The following is a 19,834-nucleotide window of genomic DNA, read 5'->3' as shown; positions in this document are numbered from 1 at the left end:
GAGGACCTGTCGTGTCGACCTATCTCCTCGTTCACGGCGCGTTTCACGGCGGCTGGGCCTGGCAGCGGGTTACCCCGCTGCTCACTGCGGCCGGCCACCGTGTCTTCGCGCCCTCACTCGCCGGCATGGGCGAACGCGCCGACGAGCTCACCCCCGACGTGGGACTCGACACCCACGTCGACGATCTCGCCGAGCTGATCGTCGCCGAGGATCTGCGGGAGTTGATCCTGGTGGGCCACAGCTATGCCGGGATCGTCGTCACCGCGCTCGCGGATCGGTTCCCGGACCGCATCGCCGAGCTGATCTACGTGGATACCTTCGTGCCACGAGACGGCGAAGCCGTTGCCGACATCATGCCGGAGATGGTCGAGGCGTTCACCACCGCGGCCGCCGCCGTGGGAGACGGCTGGCGCGTGCCCCCGCCGACCGAGCCGATGGGTGACAGCGGAATCAACGGCGTCACCGAGGAACCCGACCTGAGCTGGGTGGCCTCGATGCTGACGGCCCAGTCGCTGAAGACGTTCCACCAGCCGCTGACGCTGCGCAATCCGGACTCCCTGGCACTCGTTCCCGTCACCCACATCCACTGCAGTGAGGGCGGCGAGGCCTTCAAGGCGATGCGCGCGGCGATGCCGCGGACCCTTCCCCCGGCCGACCTGCCCGCCGAACGGCTCGAGATCCTGCCGACCGGGCACGACTGCATGATCACCATGCCGCGTGAATTCGCCGGGCTGCTGTTGAAATTCGCGTCTCAGCCGTCGCCCGCGTCGTAGGCGGCACGAGCCGCCAGCACCTCCGCCAGGTGCTCGTTCGACCACCGCGCGAGACCGTCGAACAACGGAGTGAGGGTGCCGGCCAGCGCGGTGGCCGCGTACTCGACGCGAGGGGGGACCTCGGGGTGGTAGGTGCGCTGCACCAGGCCGTCGCGTTCGAGCTGGCGCAGCCGCTGGGTCAGCACCTTGGGCGTGACGCCCGGAATGCGTTGCTGCACTTCGTTGAAACGCATCCGCCCGTCGTGGATCAGCACCCACAGCACCTGGGTGGACCAGCGGCCGAAGAACAGGTCGACCACCGGGGAGATCGGGCACGGATCCGCGACGGGCGGCGGCGTGACGGGCGTCATGGGCACTCCTGGGCACTTTCCATTTGGTAACTACTATACTTTGGAAACTACTGTGTGACCAGAAGCCTTCACCGGCGCGAGAGGAGCACAGTGATGACTGCGACGGCACCACACGGAAACCTTCGCCTGCCCCGGCGGCGCGGCGAACGCCCGCTCACCCGGCCACACAATCCGCATCAGCAGCTCACCCAGAATCCGGACGTCCGGCTCCAGGAAGCGCTGTGGGCGCGCATGGCCACACTCGAGGGTGTGCTGGCCGCCCGCAGTACGGTCTCGCTGCCCGACACCCGCGCCCTGCATCTGCACCCCGATCACGCGCACGGCCCCGAGGACGCCTTCCTGGCCGGCACCGAATTCGCCCACCTGCACGGGCACGCCGACGGCAGCCTGCATCTGCGCCTGCCGGAAACCGCTGCCGCCGAAGCCGTTTCGGCCGGCTGGGCCGAACAGCATCCGATGGCCCGCGCCGGCGTCCTGCCGGCGACGCTGCTGATGGTCTACGGCCCGCGCGACGCCGACGAACTGGAACAGGTCTGGCAGCTGGTACGCGCCTCCTACGACTACGCCCGCGGGAACGCTCGAGCATGATTCGAGCGGCGGCACGCATCGTGAGGACCATGACTGCGACTGATCTCGTCGGCACCTGGGAACTGGCGTCCTACTACGACATCGACGACGCGGACGTGCGCAGCGAAGGGCCACTGGGTCCGGCGCCGCGCGGTCTGCTCATCTACACCGCACAGGGCTCCGTCTCGGTGAGCATGATGCGCACCGGTGAAACCACCGCCGCGAACACGTTCATGGGCTACGCCGGAACCTGGCGCACGGCGGGAAAGGCAGTGGTGCACGCGATCAGCGTCTGCTCCAATCCCGCCTGGGCCGGCACCGAGCAGGTACGCCAGATGTCCCTCGACGGTGACGTGCTGACGCTGATCGGCGCCGCACAAGTGGACGGGCGGACCCAGCGCCGCATTCTCACCTGGCGCAGGTCCGCCCGCCCGTGCTGATCACTCCGGCGAGTACGACAACAGAGGTTCGTCGAATTGCACGGATTCCCCGTCCTGTTTGAGGATCGCGGTGACGACCCCGCCCACCTCGGCCGTCACCGGGATCATCAGCTTCATCGCCTCCACGATGCCGACCTGACGCCCTGGCGACACCCGGTCGCCGACCGCCACGAACGGCTCGGCACCGGGCTGCGGGCTCCGATAGAACACACCCACACTGGGTGCGCGGATCACCGGATCGGTCACCGCCACCTCGGTCGCGACGCCGGTTGCGATTGCCGGTGCTGGTGCTGCCCCGGCACTCACGCCCGCCTCCCCCGAGCCCTGCGGCCACTGTGCCTCCACGGTCACCTCACCGACCTGGATCCGCAGGCCGCTGGGCTGGGCGGGAAAGCCGGCCAGCAGCCGCAGCGCACCCGACTGGATGGCGTCGAGTATCTGCAGGTAGTCGTGCTGGGCGGCGTCGAGTTCCGGTGTGGGCGTGACGTTTTCGTCCATTGCTGTCATGACGGCGCTCCGCGGTCAGTAGTTGCCCAGGCCGCCACAGACATTCAATGCCTGTGCGGTCACGGCGGCGGCGGCCGGCGAGATCAGGTAGTCGACCATCGCGGCCACCTCGTCGACCTGGACATAGCGGCCGATCGGCACCCGGGCGCTCACCCGCGCGTGCACCTCGTCGGTGTCGACACCCCACAGACCCGAATACACCTCCCGAACCCGTTCGGCCATAGGCGTTTCCACGAATCCGGGGCAGACCGCGTTGACCGTGATCCCGGTCTTGGCCAGCTCCAGCCCCAGCGCCTTGGTGAAGCCGACGACCCCGTGCTTGGAGGCCGAATAGGGCGCGCCGTGAAGCACACCCTGCTTACCGCCGGTCGAGGCGATGTTGACGATCCGGCCGCTGCCCCGCTCGAGCATGCCACCGGCGGTGAGCGCGGCCTTGGTGGCGTAGAAGACGCTGTGCAGGTTGGTTTCGATCACATCGAGCCACAGCTCGTCCGCGATCTGCGCGGTCACGCCGCCGCCGCTGCGGCCGGCGTTGTTGACCAGGATGTCGACCGGCCCGAACCGCCGTACCCCGGCGTCGACGTACTCCCGGATCCGGTCGGCGTCGCGAACGTCGCAGCCCACTCCGTCCACCGCGAATCCGTCGTCCTGCAACTGCTTGGCCGTATCGGCCACCCGTTGCTCGTCCCGGGCACAGATGAACACCGCAACACCCTGTGCCGCCAGGTTTTTCGTGATCTGCAAGCCCATCCCGCTGGTCGCTCCGCTGACCAGCGCCACGCGCTGACTGTCCGCCATATCTCCTCCATCGGTGCTGGATCCGGTTACGCCGGCCCGTCCGGCCACCAGCGTCGCGAAAGGCCCTATAAGACCGGTCAAACCGGTGCGGGCTCGACCGAATCTCGAGCGCCGTCGGCGACCGTGGAGCGCGATCGAGGTCCGCCCGGAATCCCGGCGGCCACACCGTCTTCCGAGGAGCCGTCCATGACCACTGTCGCCAGCCGCGCCGAGCTGTACGCCGAGGTCCAGCAGTTCTACGCCGATCAGATGCAGCGCTTGGACAACCGCGACATCACCGGCTACGCCGAAACCTTCACCGAGGACGCCGAGTTCGAGCACACACCCGGCCGCCCGCCCGCACGCACCCGCGCCGGGATCGTGTCGGATCTGGTGGAGTTCCACAAGCGCTTCGACAGCGATCCGATGCAGCGCCGGCACTGGTTCAACATGATCAACCTCTCCCCGCACGACGACGGCAGCATCGTCGCCACGATGTACTGCCTGGTGGTCAAGATCCGGCCCGGCGCGGCGCCGGAGATCGCGCCGAGCTGTGTGGTGCACGACGTCCTCGTCCGCATCGACGGTGAACTGCGCACCCGCGCCCGCCGCGTCACCCACGACTGACCGAAACCGCAACCCCGACAAGGAGTTACGCTGTGAGCACCGCTGAGCCCACCACCCACCTCACCCTCGCGGCCGAAGCCCAGGACCTGCTGTTCCGCACGGCCCGCACCGCCAACACCTTCACCGACGAGCCGGTGAGCGACGAGCAGATCCGCGACATTTACGACCTGGTCAAATACGCTCCGACCTCGATGAATCAGCAGCCGCTGCGCATCGTGCTGGTCCGCGGCGCCGAGGCCCGCGCCGCCCTCGTCGAGCACATGCTCGACAACAACAAGCCCAAGACCGAGAAGGCGCCGCTGACCGCGATCCTGGCCGCCGATTTGAATTTCCACGACCACCTGCCGAAGGTCTTCCCGCACGCACCCGACGCCAAGGACTACTTCGCCGACGACGACTACCGGGCCGAATCGGCACGGTTCAACGCGCTGATCCAGGTGGGCTACTTCATCCTCGGCATCCGCGCGGCGGGGCTGGCCGCCGGCCCGATGAACGGGTTCGACGCCGCCGGTGTCGACAAGGAGTTCTTCCCCGAGGGCACGCACAGCGCCCTGGTCGTGGTCAATATCGGCAAGCCGGGCCCCGACGCCTGGTACCCGCGCTCCCCGCGGCTGGACTACGACCAGGTCGTCACAACCGTCTGACCTCCGCCCGCCCGAAGCCCGATCGGAATTTCCGATCGGGCATTTCGTGCTTCCTCGAAGGGACTTTCGGCCCTTGGGCGCCATCCTCCGCGTCGGCACAGTTGTCGTGCGTCGAAACGGGCCGGGTGAGCGAAAGAGGGCGAGCGGGTGTTGCGGGAATCTCAGGCATGGTCGTCGGCAGCGTTCCCGGACATCGTCATCTTCACCCGCGGGCCGGTCCCCGCACTCGAGGCCGAACGCGTGGCCGGGGCGGTGGGCCGGCTGCTGGCGCGCCACAGCGTCACCGGCGGCGCCCAGGTGCGGGTGACCGCCGCTCCCGGTGAGACCGAATCCCTGCTGGTCCAAGTGAATCTCGCACTACCCGATCGCCCGGTCCGGATGCAGGTGCGCACCCGCGAGCCCCACGAGGTGCTGTCGGTGGTGGTCCGGCTGGAACGGCAGCTCACCGACCCGGCCGTCCGGGAGTGGCCGGATCCGGCCCGACCGGCGCTGGCCGACCCCGGCGTCGGAAAGATAGTGCGCCGCAAGGCATTCCCTCTCGACACCCTGCGCCCGAAGTCGGCCGCGGCGATGATGGACACGCTCGACTTCGACGTGCACCTGTTCGTCGACGCCGAAACCGGTGAGGATGCCGCCGTCTACCGGGCCGGCCCCTCGGGACTACGGCTGGCGCGCCGATCTCGGATGCATCCGCCCTCCGATACCGGCGGCCGGATCTTCACCGTGCACTCGCGTCCGACACCCATCCTCACCGAATCCGCGGCGGTGGAGCGGCTGTGCGAGCACGGCCTGCCCTTCCTGTTCCACATCGACGCCTGCACCGGGCGCGGACATCTGTTGTACCGCCGCTACGACGCGGATCTCACCCTCGTCACACCCTGTGCCGAGGTCGCATTCGACACGGAAAGGTAGATCACCAGCGTGGCACGAGAGTTGACACAACGGGAAATCCTCACCGAACTCGAACCGGTCGCCGCCACGGCACTGGACCGGCATCTGTCGATGGTCAAGGAGTGGCATCCACACGACTACGTCCCGTGGGACGCCGGTCGCAACTTCGCGATGCTGGGCGGAACCGATTGGGAGCCCGGGCAATCCACGCTCAGCGAGGTGGCGAAGGCGGCGCTGGTGACCAACCTGCTCACCGAGGACAACCTGCCCTCCTACCACCGCGAGATCGCCGAGAACTTCTCCCAGGACGGCGCCTGGGGAACCTGGGTGGGCCGCTGGACCGCCGAGGAGAACCGCCACTCCGTCGTGCTGCGCGACTATCTCGTGGTCACCCGCGGCGTCGACCCGGTCGCGCTCGAGAACACCCGCATGACCCATATGACCAACGGCTTCACCCCGGGGGTGGCCCGGCTGCTCGACGGTGAAGCGGGATTCCTGTATTCGGTTGCGTACGTGAGCTTTCAGGAACTGGCCACCCGCGTCAGCCACCGCAACACCGCCAAGGTGTGCGACGACCCGATCGCCGACCGCATGCTGCAGCGCGTCGCGCTCGACGAGAACCTGCACATGATCTTCTACCGCACCATGTGCGCCGCCGCGTTGGATCTCGTTCCCGATCAGGCGATGACGGCCATCGACCTCATCGTCGAGAACTTCAAGATGCCCGGCGCCGGAATGCCCAACTTCCGCCGCAACGGAGTGCTGATGGCCAAACATGGCGTCTACGATCTGCGCCAGCACTACGAGGACGTGCTCGAACCGGTGATCCGGCAATGGAACATCTTCGGCCGCAACGACTTCGGCCCACGCGGCGAACAGGCCCGGGAACGACTGGGCGCCTTCCTGGAGAATATGGAACTGGTGCAGATCCCGCGCTTCGAGGAGCACCGCGATCGATCCCTGGCCCGCGAGCGGGCCCGCGCCTGATTCAGCGGGGGTGGCGCGGTATGCGGGTGTGAGCGGTGAGCAGCAGGTGGTCGAAGGCGGTGAGCGTCTGCGGCCGCGCTTCCGGAAGCGTCTCCAGTTCGGCGACCAACTGGGCGGCCAGGTCGCGCAGTTTGGTGTTGGTCTCCTGCGAACGCCAGGACAGGATCTTGAACGCCTGCTCGGCATTGACGCGATACATCCGCATCAGCACACCTTTGGCCTGTTCGATCACCGCGCGATGCTCGATCACGTCGGGCAGGGCCGCCGACAGGGTTTCGCGCTCGCTCTCGGCCAGGGTCTCGGTGAGGTCGATGTAGAAGCCGCCGGTACCGATGACAGCTCCGGCATCGTCGTAGAGGCGGTCGGCGACCACCATCACGTGATGCACCTGTCCCGCGGTGTCGATGAACCGGTGCCGGCTGGAGAACGATTCACCCAGATCGACCGCGCGGGCGATGCGCGCCGCCACATCGTCGCGGTCGTCGGGATGTTTGTGGGAGAGCAAGAGTTCGGTGGTCGGCACCACGCTGCCGGGGGTGTAACCGTGCATCCGGTACACCTCTTCCGACCACTCCCAGCGCCGTGTCGCGAACCAGAACCGGAAGGATCCGACCCGCGGCACAGTGCTCGGATCGACCGGTGCCGTTTCTCCCGCCGTGTGATCGTGTTCGTTGTCCATGCCGTTGCGCCGCACGAAACAATTATGGCCGGTCGAGATGGTTGCGGTGGTGCGGTCCGCGACGACTCTTCACATGAAGGGCCACAGGTCCGCGTCACGGTGGGTGGTCTGCGCCAGCCGGGGATCGTCGGCCGAACGCAGCCAGCGCACAGGTACCCGGATCGGTTCGATCGAGGGCAGGCACGCCACCCGGCCGGTGCGGTCCACGAGCGATCCCACCAGGCGATATCCCTGTTTCGGGGACAAGCCCAGCGCCGCGGCCTGGTCGTCGGTCAGCGTGACCTCGGTGTGCGAGCGTTCGATGAGTCGCAGTCCCTCGACCGTCACCGGATCGGTGTCGTAGTCGACGTTGGAGACCGTGAGCCGAAACCGGGCGCCCGTGAGCAGGCTCGCCACCCACATCGATGTGCCCAGTCGCTCGCGGTCGGGATAGCGGGCGGCCGGCAGTCGATGCGGGACCAGCACTACATAGGTATGCCCGATCTCCACGTCACGGGCGCGCATGGCTTCCAGAATCGTCCTCCCGGCGGTCCGGTGCAACGTTGCCGTTACAAGGCTCGCCGCGCGGCATAGTGTGTGGTGCATGACGGAGTCCGCCGCCCGGCGCGCGGGTGAGCGCGCCGCACAGGCAGCCGAGCGGGCCGAGGAGCCGGCCGCGCGGCAGGCCGAGATCAGCGCGGGACGACCGATCACACACGAGGACGTCGATATGGCGACCGAGCGGGCTCGACAGGCACTCGCGCGTGCGGAAAGCGCTCATCGGGCGGCCGCGGATCGGCACGAGGACGCCGCACGTGCCCACGAACGCGCGGCTGCCGCCTACGAGAAGGCCGCTGCTCACGCCAAAGCTTCTGCGTCCCGCACGGGTTCGGCTTCCGGCATGGATCCGGCGTCCGGCGCCGCGCGCGCCTCCGCGGCCGACCGGGCTCGCCGCGATGCCGCCTTCCACCGCGCCGCGGCGGCACAGGATCGCGCCGCCGCCCGTGAACAGCGAATCGAGGCCGAGCGCGAGTTCGGCAACGCCGCGACCGAATAGCCGATCGAGGCTGCGTGGGTCACGTCACAACGCGGCCCGGAAATAGCTCGCCGGGTGTCTCGGTTGTACCCGCTGTCGGCGTCCGGACAGCCCCGGGCCGCACCCTTCAGTCGCTTCGAGCGACCACCCGCCGAGAGGCGCTTGTGGGACGTCGACCTCGTACGGACGCCGCCGGGAACGCCACCCGGCGGCGTTCTGCTGTCGGCTCAGCGAGCGGTGACGCCGGCGCTGGCCAGATCGTCGTACACCGAGACCATCCGATCCAGGCCGGTGACCTGGATGACACGTTTGGCCGCCCCGGACGCGACCACCCGCAACCGCCGGGGAGTCACCGTGGTCGCGGCCGCGTGCAGCACGCTCAGACCTGCCGAACCCAGGAAACCCACTCCGGACAGATCGATGACCGGCGCGGCCTGGTCGGCATCCTCGAACGCCTCGCTCATCCGGTCCAGCACACTCTGCAGCTGGTCGGCCGTCATCGCGTCGACATCGCCGTACGCCGATATGACGAGCGCACCGCCGGTCCGGTCGACCTCGACGCTCAAGCCGCTGTCATCCACCAAGACACTCATCTCCTCGTCACCGCCATACATCACATTCGTATACAACCCCCGCCGCGAGAGCTCAAACCTCTTTTTTTCTCCGCCTCGGTCGCGGCTGTGTGCTGTTCCGACGTCGGCCGCGCGTTTTCGTGATATCCACGCGAGTGGATCCGAACGGCCGAACACTCGCGGGCGGGCCGGTAGCTTGGCCTCGCCTCGCCCCCACTCGGTCCGGCGCGGTGAGCGGCAGGTCCGAACCGATGGAGGTTTAGCAGTGAGCAACCGGGTTCCCCACGGCCGTATCTCGCGCGGCAGCAAAATGGGCCGGCTCGCTGCGGGACAGGCGCTGCGCGGGGTCGGCACCCGGCTGTCGATGGTGGGCCGCACCGAAGAAGCGCGCCGGCGCTTGAGCGAACGCTCGGCGATGCAGGCCGCCCAGCAACTGGTCACCGTGCTCGGCGGGATGAAGGGCGCGGCGATGAAGCTCGGGCAGATGCTGTCGGTGCTCGACCTCGACCTCCTCCCAGAAGAACAACGCGAGATGTTCCGCACCAAACTCGCCCAACTGCGCGACCAGGCCCCGGCCTTCCCGTTCTCCGCCATGCGCGCGGTGATCGAGAACGATCTCGGCCCGATGGCGCGGATCTTCGCCGACTTCGACGAAACGCCGATCGCCGCCGCCTCCATCGGGCAGGTCTACCGCGCGCGACTGCGCGACGGGCGAGACGTCGCGGTCAAGGTCAAATATCCCGGCGTCGACCGAGCCGTCGAAGCCGATATGCGCAACCTCATGATGATCAGCCGCCTGTGGAAGGCGGTCCTGCCCAGCGCCGCCGACGAAGAGGTGCTCGCCGAAATCGCCCGCAACATCGGCAGCGAACTCGACTACCCCCGCGAGGCCCGCACCCAGCACCACGTCGCGACCCGCTACCGCGGCCATCCCTACATCAGCGTGCCCGACAGCATCGAACAGTGTTGCGGCCCCGATGTTCTGGTCACCGAACTGGTCGACGGCGAACCGTTTCAGCACATGCGATCCCTGCCCGACGCCGATCGCACCCGCATCGGTGAGCTGATCTACCGCTTCTACATCACTTCCCTGTTCACCGACCACGAGTTCTGCGGCGACCCGCATCCGGGCAACATCCTGCTCACCCCGGACGGACGACTCGCCTTCGTCGACTTCGGGCTCTACACCGCCATGAGTCCCGCCGACGTCGAACTCGAACGCGAGATCATCCGCGCCGCAGGCGAATACCGCGCCGAGCACATCTACCACTCCTGGGTCGCCCAGGGCATCGTCGATCCCGACGCCGGAGTCACGCCCGAGGAATGCCTCGGCTACATCTGGGCAGCGACCGGCTGGCACCTGATCGACGAGGACATCACCGTCACCCCCGAATTGGCCACCAGCGCAGTCGTTCTCGCCGTCGACCCCCGCGCGGCCGAGTTCCGCGGCATGCGCCACCAGCGCCTGCCACCCGAGCACGTGTTCTCCCGCCGCGCGGACCTGTTCACCTATGCCGTACTCGGACAACTGCACACCACCAACAACTGGCATCGCCTCGCCCGCGAATGGCTCTACCACGAACCACCCGCGACCGACATCGGCGCCGATATCGCCCGCTGGCGGTTCACGGCACGATCGTCGTGATCGGCACCGCGCCGGGATAGCCTCGGTCGCGGGCATACCAGCACAGGAAGCCGTCGGTGTCGGCCGACAGATCGGTCACCCACCAGCGTTCCATCCCGTCACACAGATCCATATAGGTGCAGCAATCGCGCAATTCCTCGAACGAACCGCGCTGCCGCGCCGCACATACGAGTGCCGCGACGATCCGCCTGGCCGGAGGATGCCCGTAGACGACCCAGCCGTATCCGTCCTCGAGCGGCTGGAGCCGGACACCGTAGAAGTGGCGGCCGAACAACCGGCCGAGTGTGGAATCGATTGCGTAGCAGTGCACATCGCGCATGGGCACCTCCGAATTCGTCGTCGACACCGAACGTCGCCACGGACGCGCGGTATCGGGCCTGGAGAGCCGAGATGCCCACCGGGTGGTGGTCGAACCACCCGGTGGGCACGGCCGCCGCGCTGGGACGGCTGCGGTGGGTCACAGTTTGCCGCCGCCACCCACCAGCCACGGGTTGAAGCTGCAGGTCAGCGCCGGAGTCTGGGCCGGATCGAGGGCATGCAGGATGATCGACAACACCCGCGGCGAGTACATCATCGTCAGGTGATCCGACACGTCCTGCTCACATCCGTCCTGCAGGGTGATGTTGTCGACCGTCGCACCCGGGCCGGGCTTCAGGAACGTCAGATCGTAGGGGTTGGTGATCTCGTCGTAGCGGCTGCCGACCACCGTGTAGTCCACCCCCGGCACGGTGTCGCCGCCGGCGTTGAGCTGGTTGACGAAATCCGAGCCGATCGTCTGCTGAATGCCGGCGTGACCGACGAAGATCTCCACCAGACCCAGCACGTCGATGCCGAGGTTGTTGATCATCCGGCCCAGCGCGCCGATACCGTCCAGTGAGGTGCCGTGGTTGGTGGCGCCGAAGGTCATCATGTGATGCACCTTCGCCGCACCACCGTCGAACTTCAGATACCACCGCGACATCGCACCGCCCTGGGAGTGGCCGACCAGATTCACCTTCTGCGACCCGGTCGCGGCCAGCACGCGATCCACGAACTGCGCCAACTGCTTCGACGAATCCTGGATGTAGCCGGTGCCGTTGGTCCCCGGCAGCACCGACCCCAGACCGCCACCCTGGATCAGGTTCGACTTGCCGTAGTTGAACGTGAACACGCAGTAGCCGGCGTCGTGGATCGGCTGGCTGATGTAGGAGAAGTTGTCGTAGGCGTTCTCCCACGTCCCGTGCACCAGCACCACCGGCTCCGGATGCGCCGCAGTCGGTTTGCAGTTCCAGTCGTTGGTCCCCGGCGGCGCGACATCCGGATTCAGCAGCCCGTAGCCGAAGGCGGCCAGGAACGAACTCTGCGCCGGGCCGTAACCGACTGTGTCGCTGGATGTTCCACCCGCCGAGCCCGAACTCGAACCGGAACCGCCGTAGCAGTCACCGGAACCGTTGCCCGAGCCCGCGCCACTGCCCGAGGTGCACGCCGAACCGGTGCCCGAGCTGCCGCTGTCGGCGATCGCGTGGGCGGACGGATTCTTCAACCCGTGCGTGATCATCTCCGCGAGCTGCTGCTCCTGCTGTTGATCACCGACCGGGTCGGCGCCGGCGCCGACGCCGGTCAGCCCCACGGTGAGCGCGGCGGCCGCCGCGACAATGGCCGCACTCGTACAACTGCGGCGAATACTTTTCTTCATGGTGTTCCTGACATCGTCGAATTCGCTGCCCGGAAAGTCGCCGATCGACGTTTCCGGAATTCGCGAGCAAACGCTACGGAGACAATCGAGCGCGCGGCGACGGTTGTGGTGATGTCTTCATGGGTTCACGAAACCATTCAGGGACCTCCATGAATCCACACAGTCGATTCGTTCGGGGCCGGGGATATGGCGCGAGGGATATGCGAGGGCTTGCGGGAATTCGATGCTCACGGGTCGGACGTGCATTCTTTCCGGCGCGGTCACAGCTGCGACTCGACACCGGAAGTGAGATTCGATCGTGCTTCGGGGGCACCAGGCCGGCACGGACGACGGCCCGCCGGGACAACTGGGCACCCGGGACAACTGGACGCCGAGAGGCCGGACGCCGGGACGCCAGGGAGGCCGGGGGATGCCAGCAAGGCCGGGGAGGCCCGGACGCGAGCTTCGTGCCAAAAGTGAGCAGTGGGACAGTTATGCGCGTTCCGCACTCTCGAATTCGCCCGCAGTACGAGCATTTTCACACTTCAGAGCGCTGTCATATACCAGCAGCACGGTCCGCGAATCCGAGTAGAAGGTGAGCGAGGACTCGCATTAATCTTCGATTCCTGGACCGGCGGCAACATGTCGGCGGCCGGACACCACCCGCAGTCGTGACGAGGAGGTCACCCGTGACGATCCGATCAGCGCCGGAAACTTCGATCGCGCACGCCTCGAGCACCGGGCTCATCACCGCCGATGACACCGAACGCCTGGCCGATCTCCTGCTGTCGCATCTGCGCACGAAGATTCATCCCTTCACCGCGCTGCCTCGCCCACTGCTCGACGGGGACGTGAAGGCCGTGATCCGCGTGTGCATGCGGTGGGCGAGCGAACGCGGCAGCGCGCCCGCAACGGCCGACCCGGCGACGTTCTTGCAGGTCGCGGCCGCTCGATGGGCTCGCGCCGACCTGCCGGTCGAGAAGGTGCTGCACGCGATGCACGTCGCGTTCGCGGAAGCCCTCGAGGTTGTCGTCCCGCGCTCGGGCGAGCCGAGCGGCGCCCGCGTCATCGCGTGGACCACGGCCGCGGTGGAGTTGTCCGACCTGTGCACCGGGGCCATCAGCAGGGCGTACGTGCGCGAACTGAAAGCCGCCTCCGGCGACCACCACACCGCCGTGCACACGCTCACCTCGGCGCTGCTCGCCGGGCACGCGAGCTCGAAAGTGGCGCGGGAATGCGGCATTCCGATCGCCGACGAGTACTACGTGCTCGCCGTCCGGGTGGCCCCGCATCCGGACGAGAACCGCCCGGGTCTCGATCGGCACGTGGTCGCCGGCCGCAAGCTGCGCCGCATCCAATCGGCGCTGACCCGCCAATTCCAGGACCGCGCTCTGGCGATGCTGTCGGTGGACGGCGGGACCGTCCTGCTGCCCTCCGGCGTCTGCACCGAACCCGAACTCGCCCGCGCCGTCGAGGTGGTGGCCGACTATGCCGCCGCGCCGGTCACCGCGGTCGTGACCCGATGCGCCACCGAGGCCATCCCCGCCGCCGCGCGGCGAACTCATGAACTTCTCGACACCACCGAATCCCTCGGAATCGGCTCCGGACTACACAAATTCGACGACCTGGCGCTGCAATATCAATTGACCCGCCCCGGAATCGGCCGCCGAATATTGGAAAATCGCATCGCCCCGCTCGACGATCACCCCGAACTTCTGCGAACGCTGCACGTGTTCTTCCAGACCGATATGAATCGGCGGCGTACCGCACGGCAATTGAATATCCATCCGAACACCATCGATTACCGGCTCCGGCGAATCGGTCAATTGACGGGTTTCGACCCTTCCCGCAGCCAAGGTCTGTGGTATCTGCGTTCGGCACTCATCGCCCGCGCCGCCGGTACCCCGTTGACAGCCGCATCGGAGTTCCCGGCTCAGGCGGAACAGCCACGCCGCTCCGCCTGAGCCGGCACGCGCCGGGTGATCAGGCGCCGTGGTCGATGCGCAGCGTCATCAGTTCGGGCCAGATCTGCTTCCAGGGACGAATCGGGCCCCAGCACAACGACATCCGGATGCCGTAGTTCACCCAGCTCACGCGCATCACCACACGGTTGCACAAGTTAGCGGTGCGCGATCTCCGGACCGGGCTGACCGCCGCCGACGTCACCCCTGGGCGGTCGCACTGCCGTCGCCCATGGCGGCGGGATCGTAGGCCAGCAGTTCCCAGCAGTGACCGTCCGGGTCGTCGATCGCCCGGTTGTACAGCCAGCCCATGTCCTGGGCCTCCCGCGGTTCGGTGGCACCCGCGGCCAGCGCCGCGTCGGCGAGGCGGTCCACTTCTTCACGCGACCCGGCGGCCAGCGCGTTGATCACCTCGATCGGACCGTCCGCGGTGTCTCGCTTGGTGAAGGTCGCGAATGTCTCGCGCGTCATCAGCTGCACCACGACCGCGTCGGCGAAGACCACCTGGGCGGAGGTGTCCCCGGTGAAGTCCGGGTTGATCGTTCCTCCCATCGCCGTGTACATCTTCTTGCTCGTCTCCAGGTCGGTGACCGGCAGGTTGACGTAGATCTGCGTGAATGCCATGACGTGCCTCCAAAAGTGTTCGGGTGCCGGGCTTCCGGCGTCACCGCACAATTTAGGGGCGCACCTCGACCTCGGTCTTGTACAGGAGCGACAGCATCTCCTCGTCGTCGGCGCGCCGCAGCTGGGACGCCGTGCGGCCGGTGAACCGCGTCAGCGAACGCGCCAGGTGTGGCTGGTCGTGATACCCCGCCCGCTGTGCGACTTCGACCGCCGGCACCCCTTGCCGCAGCAGCAGCACGGCCTGCCTCGCCCGCTCGATCTGCCGGATCGCACCCTGCGTCAGCCCGGTCGCCGCGGCCACCCGCCGCTGCACCGATCGCGGAGTGACCAAAGTGGTGCCATCACCGCGCAACACATCGGTGACCAGCGGATCACGCACCAGCAGTCCGGCGCGAACCAGGCGGTCGATAAAAACGTCGGCATTGTCGTAGGACGGGATTTCCCATTCCTCGCCCTGCAGCACGAACGAGCGGGCCGTGGTGTGCGGACTCGACACCGCGGTGTCGACCAGCCCCGGCACCGGCATCGGCGCGAGAAACGCGCCGTGCCGGAAGATGATTCCGAGCGTTTCCCCGGTACCCGGCCCCAGTTCCACCACCGTGGGGCCGGTCTCGGGTCCGCGGACCGAAACGTGCGTCCGCCCACCGTCGCGCCACACGACCAGCTCCCAGTTCGAATTCGCGACGGACCGCATCCGCGCCGGTACCGCCCCGGCGACCGGCCCGGCCCGATAGACCAGCTCGACATAGGCGGAATCGGACGGGCGCAGCTCGATACCATCGGCCGGTTCGAAGCTCACGGCCAAGAAGCTAACACGGGGAAGGCGCGCCCGAAGCCGGTAATCACGGCCGGCGTGCGCAGCCGATCCCGAAGGACAAGGCGTGCGGTCGGTCAGCTTCCGAGGCCGACGCCGAGCAACGCGGTCACGATGCCGACACTGACATCGACGAGCCGGTCTCTGTCGATCGTCAGGTGCGCGTCGATCCATTCCAGGTACACAGCCGTCAGCGCGCCGGCCAACGCGGTGCCGATGGTGGCGAGGGCGGCGTCGCTACTGGCGAACAGCGCCTCGGCGCCACTGCCGAGAAGCGGCGCCACCGCCCGCACCGCCTCGGGTGTGCGCTCGGTGATGTGCCGACGCAGCATGTCGTCGGCCAGCGGCTCCCGCAGCAATACCCGCGCCCGGCGTGGATCCTCCTCGAAGAAATCGGCGCACGCTTCCAGCGCCGCCCGGATCGCCGCCTGCGGATCGGTACCGGGCGTGATTGCCGAAAGTCTTTGCCGCAGTTCGCCTTCGACGCGATCGTAGACGGCGGCGACGAGCGATTCGCGACTGTCGAAACTCTCGTAGAAGTAGCGAGGGCTCAAATTCGCCTGCCGAGTGACCGCGCGCATGGTGACCGCGCCGGCGCCTGCTGTGCCGAGCAGGTCGAAAGCGCAGTCGAGCAATTGCTCGCGACGTTCGCCCGAACGGTCCTGCAGCGTCTGGCCGCGCCAGAGTTTGGGAGCACTCACCGAACCATCCTCGCATCCGCCGCGGACACGTATTGACATCATGTGATTCTACATGAATCATATGATTCACCTTGACCGGCTCGGGATCGCGACGCCGTGAGCGATTCGTCGTTCATCGCGGTACCGAGATTCCTGGTGGTACCCGCCCCCGCTCACAGGAAGCGGCGGTGCATTTGTCGTGGTGAAAGGGTGTTCATGTTCAACGAGGAACAGTTTCAGCAGGCTCTGCGGCAGCCGCGGTTGTCGAAGCCGGTTCCGGAATTCCTCAATTCCAATCGGGCAGTACCGATCCGGGCGATTCCCGAAGCCGAGCTACAAGCCACCACCCTGCAGTGGTTCGAGGACTTCGAGCGCAAACTCGAGCTCTACAAAGGCTTCGGCGTCGACGTCAGCTGGCTGATGGAGTGGGCGAAGAAGTACTGGTGGAGCTTCCTGGTGCGGGATATGAGCATCAACGACGAGCTCTACGCGCCCGACATCCGCTACACCGACGTCACAACCTTCGGACGCACCATCGTCGGCATCGACGAATTCGTCGAATACAACTTCGCCTTCTTCGACGCCATCCCCGACTGGCGCTACGACCCGCTCCCCGATCAGGTCTATCTGGATGTGACACCGGAAGGAACCGTGCGCACCGTCATCCGGTACATCGGTAGCGGACACTGGACCGGGCCGCTGCGGCTGTACCCCTACGACGAGTCGGCGCCGGTCATCTACGGCAACGGGCGTTTCATCCAGTGCCCGGCGGTCGACCGCTACCACTTCAACACCGACGGACTCATGGTGGAAGGCGAGACCCTCTACGACTTCCTCGACGCCACCCAGCGCGGCGGCATTCTGCCCCGAGACGACAGCTGGCAGTTCCGGGCACTGATGGCCGCGTCGAAGATCCCCGCCGTGCTGTCCCGATTCGGGAACAAGGCGTAATGGGCGGCCGGGGCGGGGGCCTGTCCAGGCCGTTGACGGGTTTCGGCGTGTTCGCCGTCGTCGCGGTCCTGGTGACCACGACGATCTGGAATACGCTCGCCCGCACCGTCTCCGGCCCCACCAACACCTATTCGGCGACCTTCGGTGACGTCCTCGGACTACAGGCCGGCGACGACGTCCGCGTCGCCGGTGTGCGAGTCGGCAAGGTCGTCACGATCGCGCTCGACCGAAACAACCACGCCACAGTCACATTCATCCTCCAGCGCGGGCAGACCGTCTTCGGCGACACCAGGGCATTGGTGCGCTACCAGAATCTGCTCGGCCAACGGTATGTGGCGCTCGAACCCGGCACCAAGGGCAACCCCGCTCCGCTTCCCGACAACGGTTCGATACCGCTCGAGCAGACCGAGCCGTCCTTCGATATCTCCGGTCTGCTCAACGGTTTCCAGCCACTGTTCGACACCCTGAACACACAGCAGGTCAACGACCTCTCCAACACCTTGATCCAGGCCTTGCAGGGCGACGGCGTATCGCTGAGCAGCTTCATCACCCAGGCAGTCGCCCTCGCCGGCGATTGGCAGCGACGCGACGTCATCCTCGCCGACGTGATCACCCAACTGTCCACGGTCATGCAACGACTGGCCGCACGCGGCGGTGAGTTCGAAACACTGGTCACCCAGACCCGCGCGCTGATCGGCGGCCTCTACGACCAAGGCCAGGCCCTGCAAACCAGCACCACCCGGATCGCGAAGACCACCTCCGCCATGGCCGGCATGTTCACCCAGGTCGAGCCGAAGATCACTGCGGCACAAAATGCGACCACCAACGCCCTCGCCGTCCTGCTGGCCAACGGCGCCGGACTCGACCGCACCGCGGTGGACGCACAGAACATCCTCGCCGACATAGGAAAATTCAGCAGCGACGGCACCTACGGCAACGGCTTCATCTGCAGCCTCGACATCTCCCTCTACGGCGTGCTGCTCCCCCGCGGCCTCATCTCCCAGATCGGCGGAAATTCCCACTCCGCCACCTGCCGCTGACGCACGCTGCGGGGGTGCCGCGGTCGCGCCATTGCCGTCGAGGGTGATGTCGATCAACCGGTGGGCGTGCCGATCTGGTTGCGCTCCAACGTAACCCGTAGTTCCGCGATGGCGCGGACGGCGTCGGGGGAACCGTCGACAATGTCGCCGATCAGCTCGGCGAGGCCGGCCGCGACCGTCTGCTCCGCCGCGTCGAACAGCCGCGCGCCGTCGGCGGTCAGGGCCAGCAGCGAGGACCGGCGATCGGACGGATTCGGTTGCCGCACAACCCATCCCCGTGCCTCCAGACGGTCGACGCCCTTGCTGGTGGCACCGACTCCGATGGCGAATTCGGCGGCGAGGTCGGCCACGCGCGATCCCGGGCGATCACGCAGGAAGCGCAGGAACTCGAACTGTGAGGTGACGATCCCGTGCCGCTCGCGCAGACGGTCGTTGAGGGCGTTGTACAGACGCGTCTCGCACCGCACCAAGTCGGCGAAGAAGCGTGTGAGGTCGACGTCACCGCCCGGTTTATATTCCACGGCATATAGTGTATCGGAATCTACTTGCGGGAGGAGCACAACCATGAGTGAGCAACAGCGGGCCCTCGTCGACGCGATGCTGCGGCAGCCGCGGCCCGCGGGCCCCCGGTCCGTCGAGGCGCTGCGCACCGGCTTCGCGACGCTGATGGCCCGGATGATCGTCCCGGCCGACATCCACACCGCGCCGACGACGCTCGGCAACCGACCCGCACTGCGGGTCGAGCCGGACGACGAGCCCGGCGCCGCGACGATCCTCGGCCATGTACCTCGCCGGCGCCGACCGGCATCAACCCCTGCTCAGCCCCGCGGTCCTCGCCGACCTCACCGGCTTTCCCCCGATGCTGATCCAGGTCGGCACCAACGAGATCCTGCTCGACGACTCGACCCGCCTCGCCGCGCGGGCGCGGGCGGCGGGAGTGGACGTCATCCTGGACGTCACCGCCGACGTGCCGCACGTGTTCCAGGCCTTCGCGGGCATGCTCGACGAGGCGGACGAGGCGCTAGACCGCGCGGCCCTGTTCCTCACCCAGCACACTCACACCAGAGCACCGGCACACTGATCAGCGAACGATCAGGTCAGCGCAGCCTCACGCAAGACGGCTGCGGTATCAAGGCTTCTCGGCGCCGCCGGATACCTTCTCGTCGATGATGATCCTGCGATGCAACTCGGTGGTCATCTCGTGAATCGCACGGGTGAGTTCGGTATTGGTCTTGAGTTCCAGCTCTTCCTCGGCGAAGTCGTGGTCGGCTTTCAGCTGCTGGAACTCCGCCGCGCGATTCTGCCCGATCATGACGAACGTCGACAAGAAGATCGCCTCCAGCGACACCACGAGCGTCAGTGTCGGCCACGGGCTGTCCTCACAGAGAAGCATCCAACCGGCGAACCCCGCCGCGTGGAGATAGACGAACGGCATCGACCCGGCGAACCGCGTGATCCAGTCGGCCACCCGCAGCTGCCAGTTGTCTCTCCGCTTGGCCCGGAAGTCGACCACAACGGGATGCTGGTCGCCACGCGGTGGCTGTGACATGGAGAGCTCCTCTGCGAAATCAGGCGATGGCGGCCGCCTCCGAATGCTATCGGCGCCCGGCGAGTGCTGTGACTCAGCCAAAAGCTC

Annotated in this window: 25 protein-coding genes and 1 pseudogene; 13 read left to right on the top strand and 13 right to left on the bottom strand. The window is 67.2% G+C overall.

The window, feature by feature from the left end:
- Nucleotides 1–11 precede the first annotated feature (11 nt).
- Nucleotides 12–773 (top strand): alpha/beta fold hydrolase, encoded by a 762-nt coding sequence (locus NN2_RS08615; RefSeq protein WP_063012006.1) that lies wholly within the window; start codon nt 12–14, stop codon nt 771–773.
- On the opposite strand, the gene NN2_RS08610 is transcribed toward NN2_RS08615, so the two are convergent.
- The gene (locus NN2_RS08610) at nt 752–1,123 is read right to left on the bottom strand and encodes a winged helix-turn-helix transcriptional regulator (RefSeq protein ID WP_030515846.1); all 372 of its coding nucleotides are present in this window, start codon (nt 1,121–1,123) and stop codon (nt 752–754) included. The genes NN2_RS08615 and NN2_RS08610 overlap by 22 nt on opposite strands.
- Nucleotides 1,124–1,216: 93 nt before the next feature.
- Here NN2_RS08610 and NN2_RS08605 point away from each other — a divergent pair, with 93 nt between their 5' ends.
- Together NN2_RS08605 and NN2_RS08600 are read left to right on the top strand one after the other, a co-directional pair.
- Nucleotides 1,217–1,711, top strand: coding sequence for a luciferase domain-containing protein (locus NN2_RS08605; protein ID WP_063012004.1), 495 nt, complete (start codon nt 1,217–1,219; stop codon nt 1,709–1,711).
- A 29-nt stretch (nt 1,712–1,740) separates the two neighbouring features.
- A complete protein-coding gene (locus tag NN2_RS08600; RefSeq protein ID WP_082856827.1) occupies nt 1,741–2,130 on the top strand; it encodes a lipocalin-like domain-containing protein in 390 nt (129 codons plus the stop codon).
- Here NN2_RS08600 and NN2_RS08595 read toward each other — a convergent pair whose 3' ends face one another.
- Entirely contained in the window at nt 2,131–2,637 is a 507-nt protein-coding gene (locus NN2_RS08595) for an acetyl-CoA carboxylase biotin carboxyl carrier protein (protein WP_082856826.1), read from the bottom strand.
- 15 nt (nt 2,638–2,652) lie between these two features.
- A complete protein-coding gene (locus tag NN2_RS08590; protein ID WP_063012000.1) occupies nt 2,653–3,435 on the bottom strand; it encodes an SDR family NAD(P)-dependent oxidoreductase in 783 nt (260 codons plus the stop codon).
- Nucleotides 3,436–3,621: 186 nt separating this feature from the next.
- Here NN2_RS08590 and NN2_RS08585 point away from each other — a divergent pair, with 186 nt between their 5' ends.
- From NN2_RS08585 to NN2_RS08570, 4 genes are all read left to right on the top strand, one after another.
- Nucleotides 3,622–4,041, top strand: a complete 420-nt coding sequence (locus NN2_RS08585; RefSeq protein ID WP_063012094.1) for a nuclear transport factor 2 family protein — start codon at nt 3,622–3,624, stop codon at nt 4,039–4,041.
- A 32-nt stretch (nt 4,042–4,073) separates the two neighbouring features.
- Nucleotides 4,074–4,685, top strand: a complete 612-nt coding sequence (locus NN2_RS08580) for a malonic semialdehyde reductase (RefSeq protein WP_063011998.1) — start codon at nt 4,074–4,076, stop codon at nt 4,683–4,685.
- 147 nt (nt 4,686–4,832) lie between these two features.
- On the top strand, nt 4,833–5,597 hold the full coding sequence (locus NN2_RS08575) for a sigma 54 modulation/S30EA ribosomal C-terminal domain-containing protein (protein WP_063011997.1): 765 nt from the start codon (nt 4,833–4,835) through the stop codon (nt 5,595–5,597).
- Nucleotides 5,598–5,606: 9 nt separating this feature from the next.
- Nucleotides 5,607–6,563 (top strand): acyl-ACP desaturase, encoded by a 957-nt coding sequence (locus tag NN2_RS08570; protein WP_063011996.1) that lies wholly within the window; start codon nt 5,607–5,609, stop codon nt 6,561–6,563.
- A gap of 1 nt (nt 6,564) precedes the next feature.
- Here NN2_RS08570 and NN2_RS08565 read toward each other — a convergent pair whose 3' ends face one another.
- Complete coding sequence (locus NN2_RS08565) at nt 6,565–7,242, bottom strand: PAS and ANTAR domain-containing protein (protein ID WP_063011993.1); 678 nt, start codon at nt 7,240–7,242, stop codon at nt 6,565–6,567.
- A gap of 69 nt (nt 7,243–7,311) precedes the next feature.
- On the bottom strand, nt 7,312–7,746 hold the full coding sequence (locus NN2_RS08560; protein WP_063011991.1) for a hypothetical protein: 435 nt from the start codon (nt 7,744–7,746) through the stop codon (nt 7,312–7,314).
- A gap of 79 nt (nt 7,747–7,825) precedes the next feature.
- On the opposite strand from NN2_RS08560, the gene NN2_RS08555 reads away from it, so the two are divergent.
- Complete coding sequence (locus NN2_RS08555) at nt 7,826–8,278, top strand: hypothetical protein (protein WP_063011990.1); 453 nt, start codon at nt 7,826–7,828, stop codon at nt 8,276–8,278.
- Nucleotides 8,279–8,484: 206 nt separating this feature from the next.
- Here NN2_RS08555 and NN2_RS08550 read toward each other — a convergent pair whose 3' ends face one another.
- Nucleotides 8,485–8,850: an STAS domain-containing protein gene (locus NN2_RS08550; RefSeq protein ID WP_063909364.1), complete on the bottom strand. Its 366-nt coding sequence runs from the start codon at nt 8,848–8,850 to the stop codon at nt 8,485–8,487.
- 244 nt (nt 8,851–9,094) lie between these two features.
- On the opposite strand from NN2_RS08550, the gene NN2_RS08545 reads away from it, so the two are divergent.
- The gene (locus NN2_RS08545) at nt 9,095–10,474 is read left to right on the top strand and encodes an ABC1 kinase family protein (RefSeq protein WP_063011988.1); all 1,380 of its coding nucleotides are present in this window, start codon (nt 9,095–9,097) and stop codon (nt 10,472–10,474) included.
- Here the strand turns inward: NN2_RS08545 and NN2_RS08540 are convergent.
- Both NN2_RS08540 and NN2_RS08535 read right to left on the bottom strand, forming a co-directional pair.
- Nucleotides 10,455–10,793 (bottom strand): hypothetical protein, encoded by a 339-nt coding sequence (locus tag NN2_RS08540; RefSeq protein ID WP_063011987.1) that lies wholly within the window; start codon nt 10,791–10,793, stop codon nt 10,455–10,457. The genes NN2_RS08545 and NN2_RS08540 overlap by 20 nt on opposite strands.
- A 138-nt stretch (nt 10,794–10,931) precedes the next feature.
- A complete protein-coding gene (locus NN2_RS08535; RefSeq protein ID WP_063011985.1) occupies nt 10,932–12,149 on the bottom strand; it encodes an esterase/lipase family protein in 1,218 nt (405 codons plus the stop codon).
- A gap of 668 nt (nt 12,150–12,817) precedes the next feature.
- On the opposite strand from NN2_RS08535, the gene NN2_RS08530 reads away from it, so the two are divergent.
- Nucleotides 12,818–14,092 (top strand): PucR family transcriptional regulator, encoded by a 1,275-nt coding sequence (locus tag NN2_RS08530; protein WP_227463078.1) that lies wholly within the window; start codon nt 12,818–12,820, stop codon nt 14,090–14,092.
- Between the two features lie 198 nt (nt 14,093–14,290).
- Here NN2_RS08530 and NN2_RS08525 read toward each other — a convergent pair whose 3' ends face one another.
- The 3 genes from NN2_RS08525 to NN2_RS08515 form a co-directional block, all read right to left on the bottom strand.
- The gene (locus NN2_RS08525; protein WP_063011983.1) at nt 14,291–14,713 is read right to left on the bottom strand and encodes a VOC family protein; all 423 of its coding nucleotides are present in this window, start codon (nt 14,711–14,713) and stop codon (nt 14,291–14,293) included.
- 52 nt (nt 14,714–14,765) lie between these two features.
- Nucleotides 14,766–15,512 carry a helix-turn-helix domain-containing protein gene (locus tag NN2_RS08520; protein WP_063011982.1) on the bottom strand — a complete coding sequence of 249 codons (747 nt, stop codon included), beginning with the start codon at nt 15,510–15,512 and terminating at the stop codon, nt 14,766–14,768.
- Between the two features lie 92 nt (nt 15,513–15,604).
- Complete coding sequence (locus tag NN2_RS08515) at nt 15,605–16,228, bottom strand: TetR/AcrR family transcriptional regulator (RefSeq protein WP_174554954.1); 624 nt, start codon at nt 16,226–16,228, stop codon at nt 15,605–15,607.
- A 195-nt stretch (nt 16,229–16,423) separates the two neighbouring features.
- On the opposite strand from NN2_RS08515, the gene NN2_RS08510 reads away from it, so the two are divergent.
- Entirely contained in the window at nt 16,424–17,158 is a 735-nt protein-coding gene (locus NN2_RS08510; protein ID WP_063011978.1) for a nuclear transport factor 2 family protein, read from the top strand.
- A 47-nt stretch (nt 17,159–17,205) separates the two neighbouring features.
- On the top strand, nt 17,206–18,198 hold the full coding sequence (locus NN2_RS08505) for an MCE family protein (RefSeq protein WP_369689954.1): 993 nt from the start codon (nt 17,206–17,208) through the stop codon (nt 18,196–18,198).
- A 53-nt stretch (nt 18,199–18,251) separates the two neighbouring features.
- On the opposite strand, the gene NN2_RS08500 is transcribed toward NN2_RS08505, so the two are convergent.
- Nucleotides 18,252–18,719, bottom strand: a complete 468-nt coding sequence (locus tag NN2_RS08500; protein WP_063011974.1) for a MarR family winged helix-turn-helix transcriptional regulator — start codon at nt 18,717–18,719, stop codon at nt 18,252–18,254.
- A gap of 242 nt (nt 18,720–18,961) precedes the next feature.
- Here NN2_RS08500 and NN2_RS38135 point away from each other — a divergent pair.
- A pseudogene (locus NN2_RS38135) lies at nt 18,962–19,279 on the top strand (alpha/beta hydrolase fold domain-containing protein); the annotation flags it as partial.
- 48 nt (nt 19,280–19,327) lie between these two features.
- Here the strand turns inward: NN2_RS38135 and NN2_RS08490 are convergent.
- A complete protein-coding gene (locus tag NN2_RS08490; protein ID WP_063011972.1) occupies nt 19,328–19,747 on the bottom strand; it encodes a DUF1003 domain-containing protein in 420 nt (139 codons plus the stop codon).
- Nucleotides 19,748–19,834 lie beyond the last annotated feature (87 nt).

Origin of the sequence: Nocardia nova NBRC 15556 (assembly GCF_001613005.1) — a bacterium.
GTDB classification, from domain to species: Bacteria; Actinomycetota; Actinomycetes; order Mycobacteriales; family Mycobacteriaceae; genus Nocardia; species Nocardia nova.
The sequence above is the reverse complement of the archived record's forward strand: the minus strand, read 5'-3'. Positions and strand labels throughout refer to the sequence as shown.

Bases quoted from the DNA above. Each gene is read 5' to 3' on its own strand.
- NN2_RS08535 (WP_063011985.1), bottom strand. From the start codon at position 12,149: ATGAAGAAAAGTATTCGCCGCAGTTGTACGAGTGCGGCCATTGTCGCG.
- NN2_RS08490 (WP_063011972.1), bottom strand. From the start codon at position 19,747: ATGTCACAGCCACCGCGTGGCGACCAGCATCCCGTTGTGGTCGACTTC.
- NN2_RS08600 (WP_082856827.1), top strand. From the start codon at position 1,741: ATGACTGCGACTGATCTCGTCGGCACCTGGGAACTGGCGTCCTACTAC.
- NN2_RS08560 (WP_063011991.1), bottom strand. From the start codon at position 7,746: ATGCGCGCCCGTGACGTGGAGATCGGGCATACCTATGTAGTGCTGGTC.
- NN2_RS08610 (WP_030515846.1), bottom strand. From the start codon at position 1,123: ATGACGCCCGTCACGCCGCCGCCCGTCGCGGATCCGTGCCCGATCTCC.
- NN2_RS08555 (WP_063011990.1), top strand. From the start codon at position 7,826: ATGACGGAGTCCGCCGCCCGGCGCGCGGGTGAGCGCGCCGCACAGGCA.
- NN2_RS08590 (WP_063012000.1), bottom strand. From the start codon at position 3,435: ATGGCGGACAGTCAGCGCGTGGCGCTGGTCAGCGGAGCGACCAGCGGG.
- NN2_RS08510 (WP_063011978.1), top strand. From the start codon at position 16,424: ATGTTCAACGAGGAACAGTTTCAGCAGGCTCTGCGGCAGCCGCGGTTG.
- NN2_RS08595 (WP_082856826.1), bottom strand. From the start codon at position 2,637: ATGACAGCAATGGACGAAAACGTCACGCCCACACCGGAACTCGACGCC.
- NN2_RS08605 (WP_063012004.1), top strand. From the start codon at position 1,217: ATGACTGCGACGGCACCACACGGAAACCTTCGCCTGCCCCGGCGGCGC.
- NN2_RS08550 (WP_063909364.1), bottom strand. From the start codon at position 8,850: ATGAGTGTCTTGGTGGATGACAGCGGCTTGAGCGTCGAGGTCGACCGG.
- NN2_RS08585 (WP_063012094.1), top strand. From the start codon at position 3,622: ATGACCACTGTCGCCAGCCGCGCCGAGCTGTACGCCGAGGTCCAGCAG.
- NN2_RS08565 (WP_063011993.1), bottom strand. From the start codon at position 7,242: ATGGACAACGAACACGATCACACGGCGGGAGAAACGGCACCGGTCGAT.
- NN2_RS08540 (WP_063011987.1), bottom strand. From the start codon at position 10,793: ATGCGCGATGTGCACTGCTACGCAATCGATTCCACACTCGGCCGGTTG.
- NN2_RS08525 (WP_063011983.1), bottom strand. From the start codon at position 14,713: ATGGCATTCACGCAGATCTACGTCAACCTGCCGGTCACCGACCTGGAG.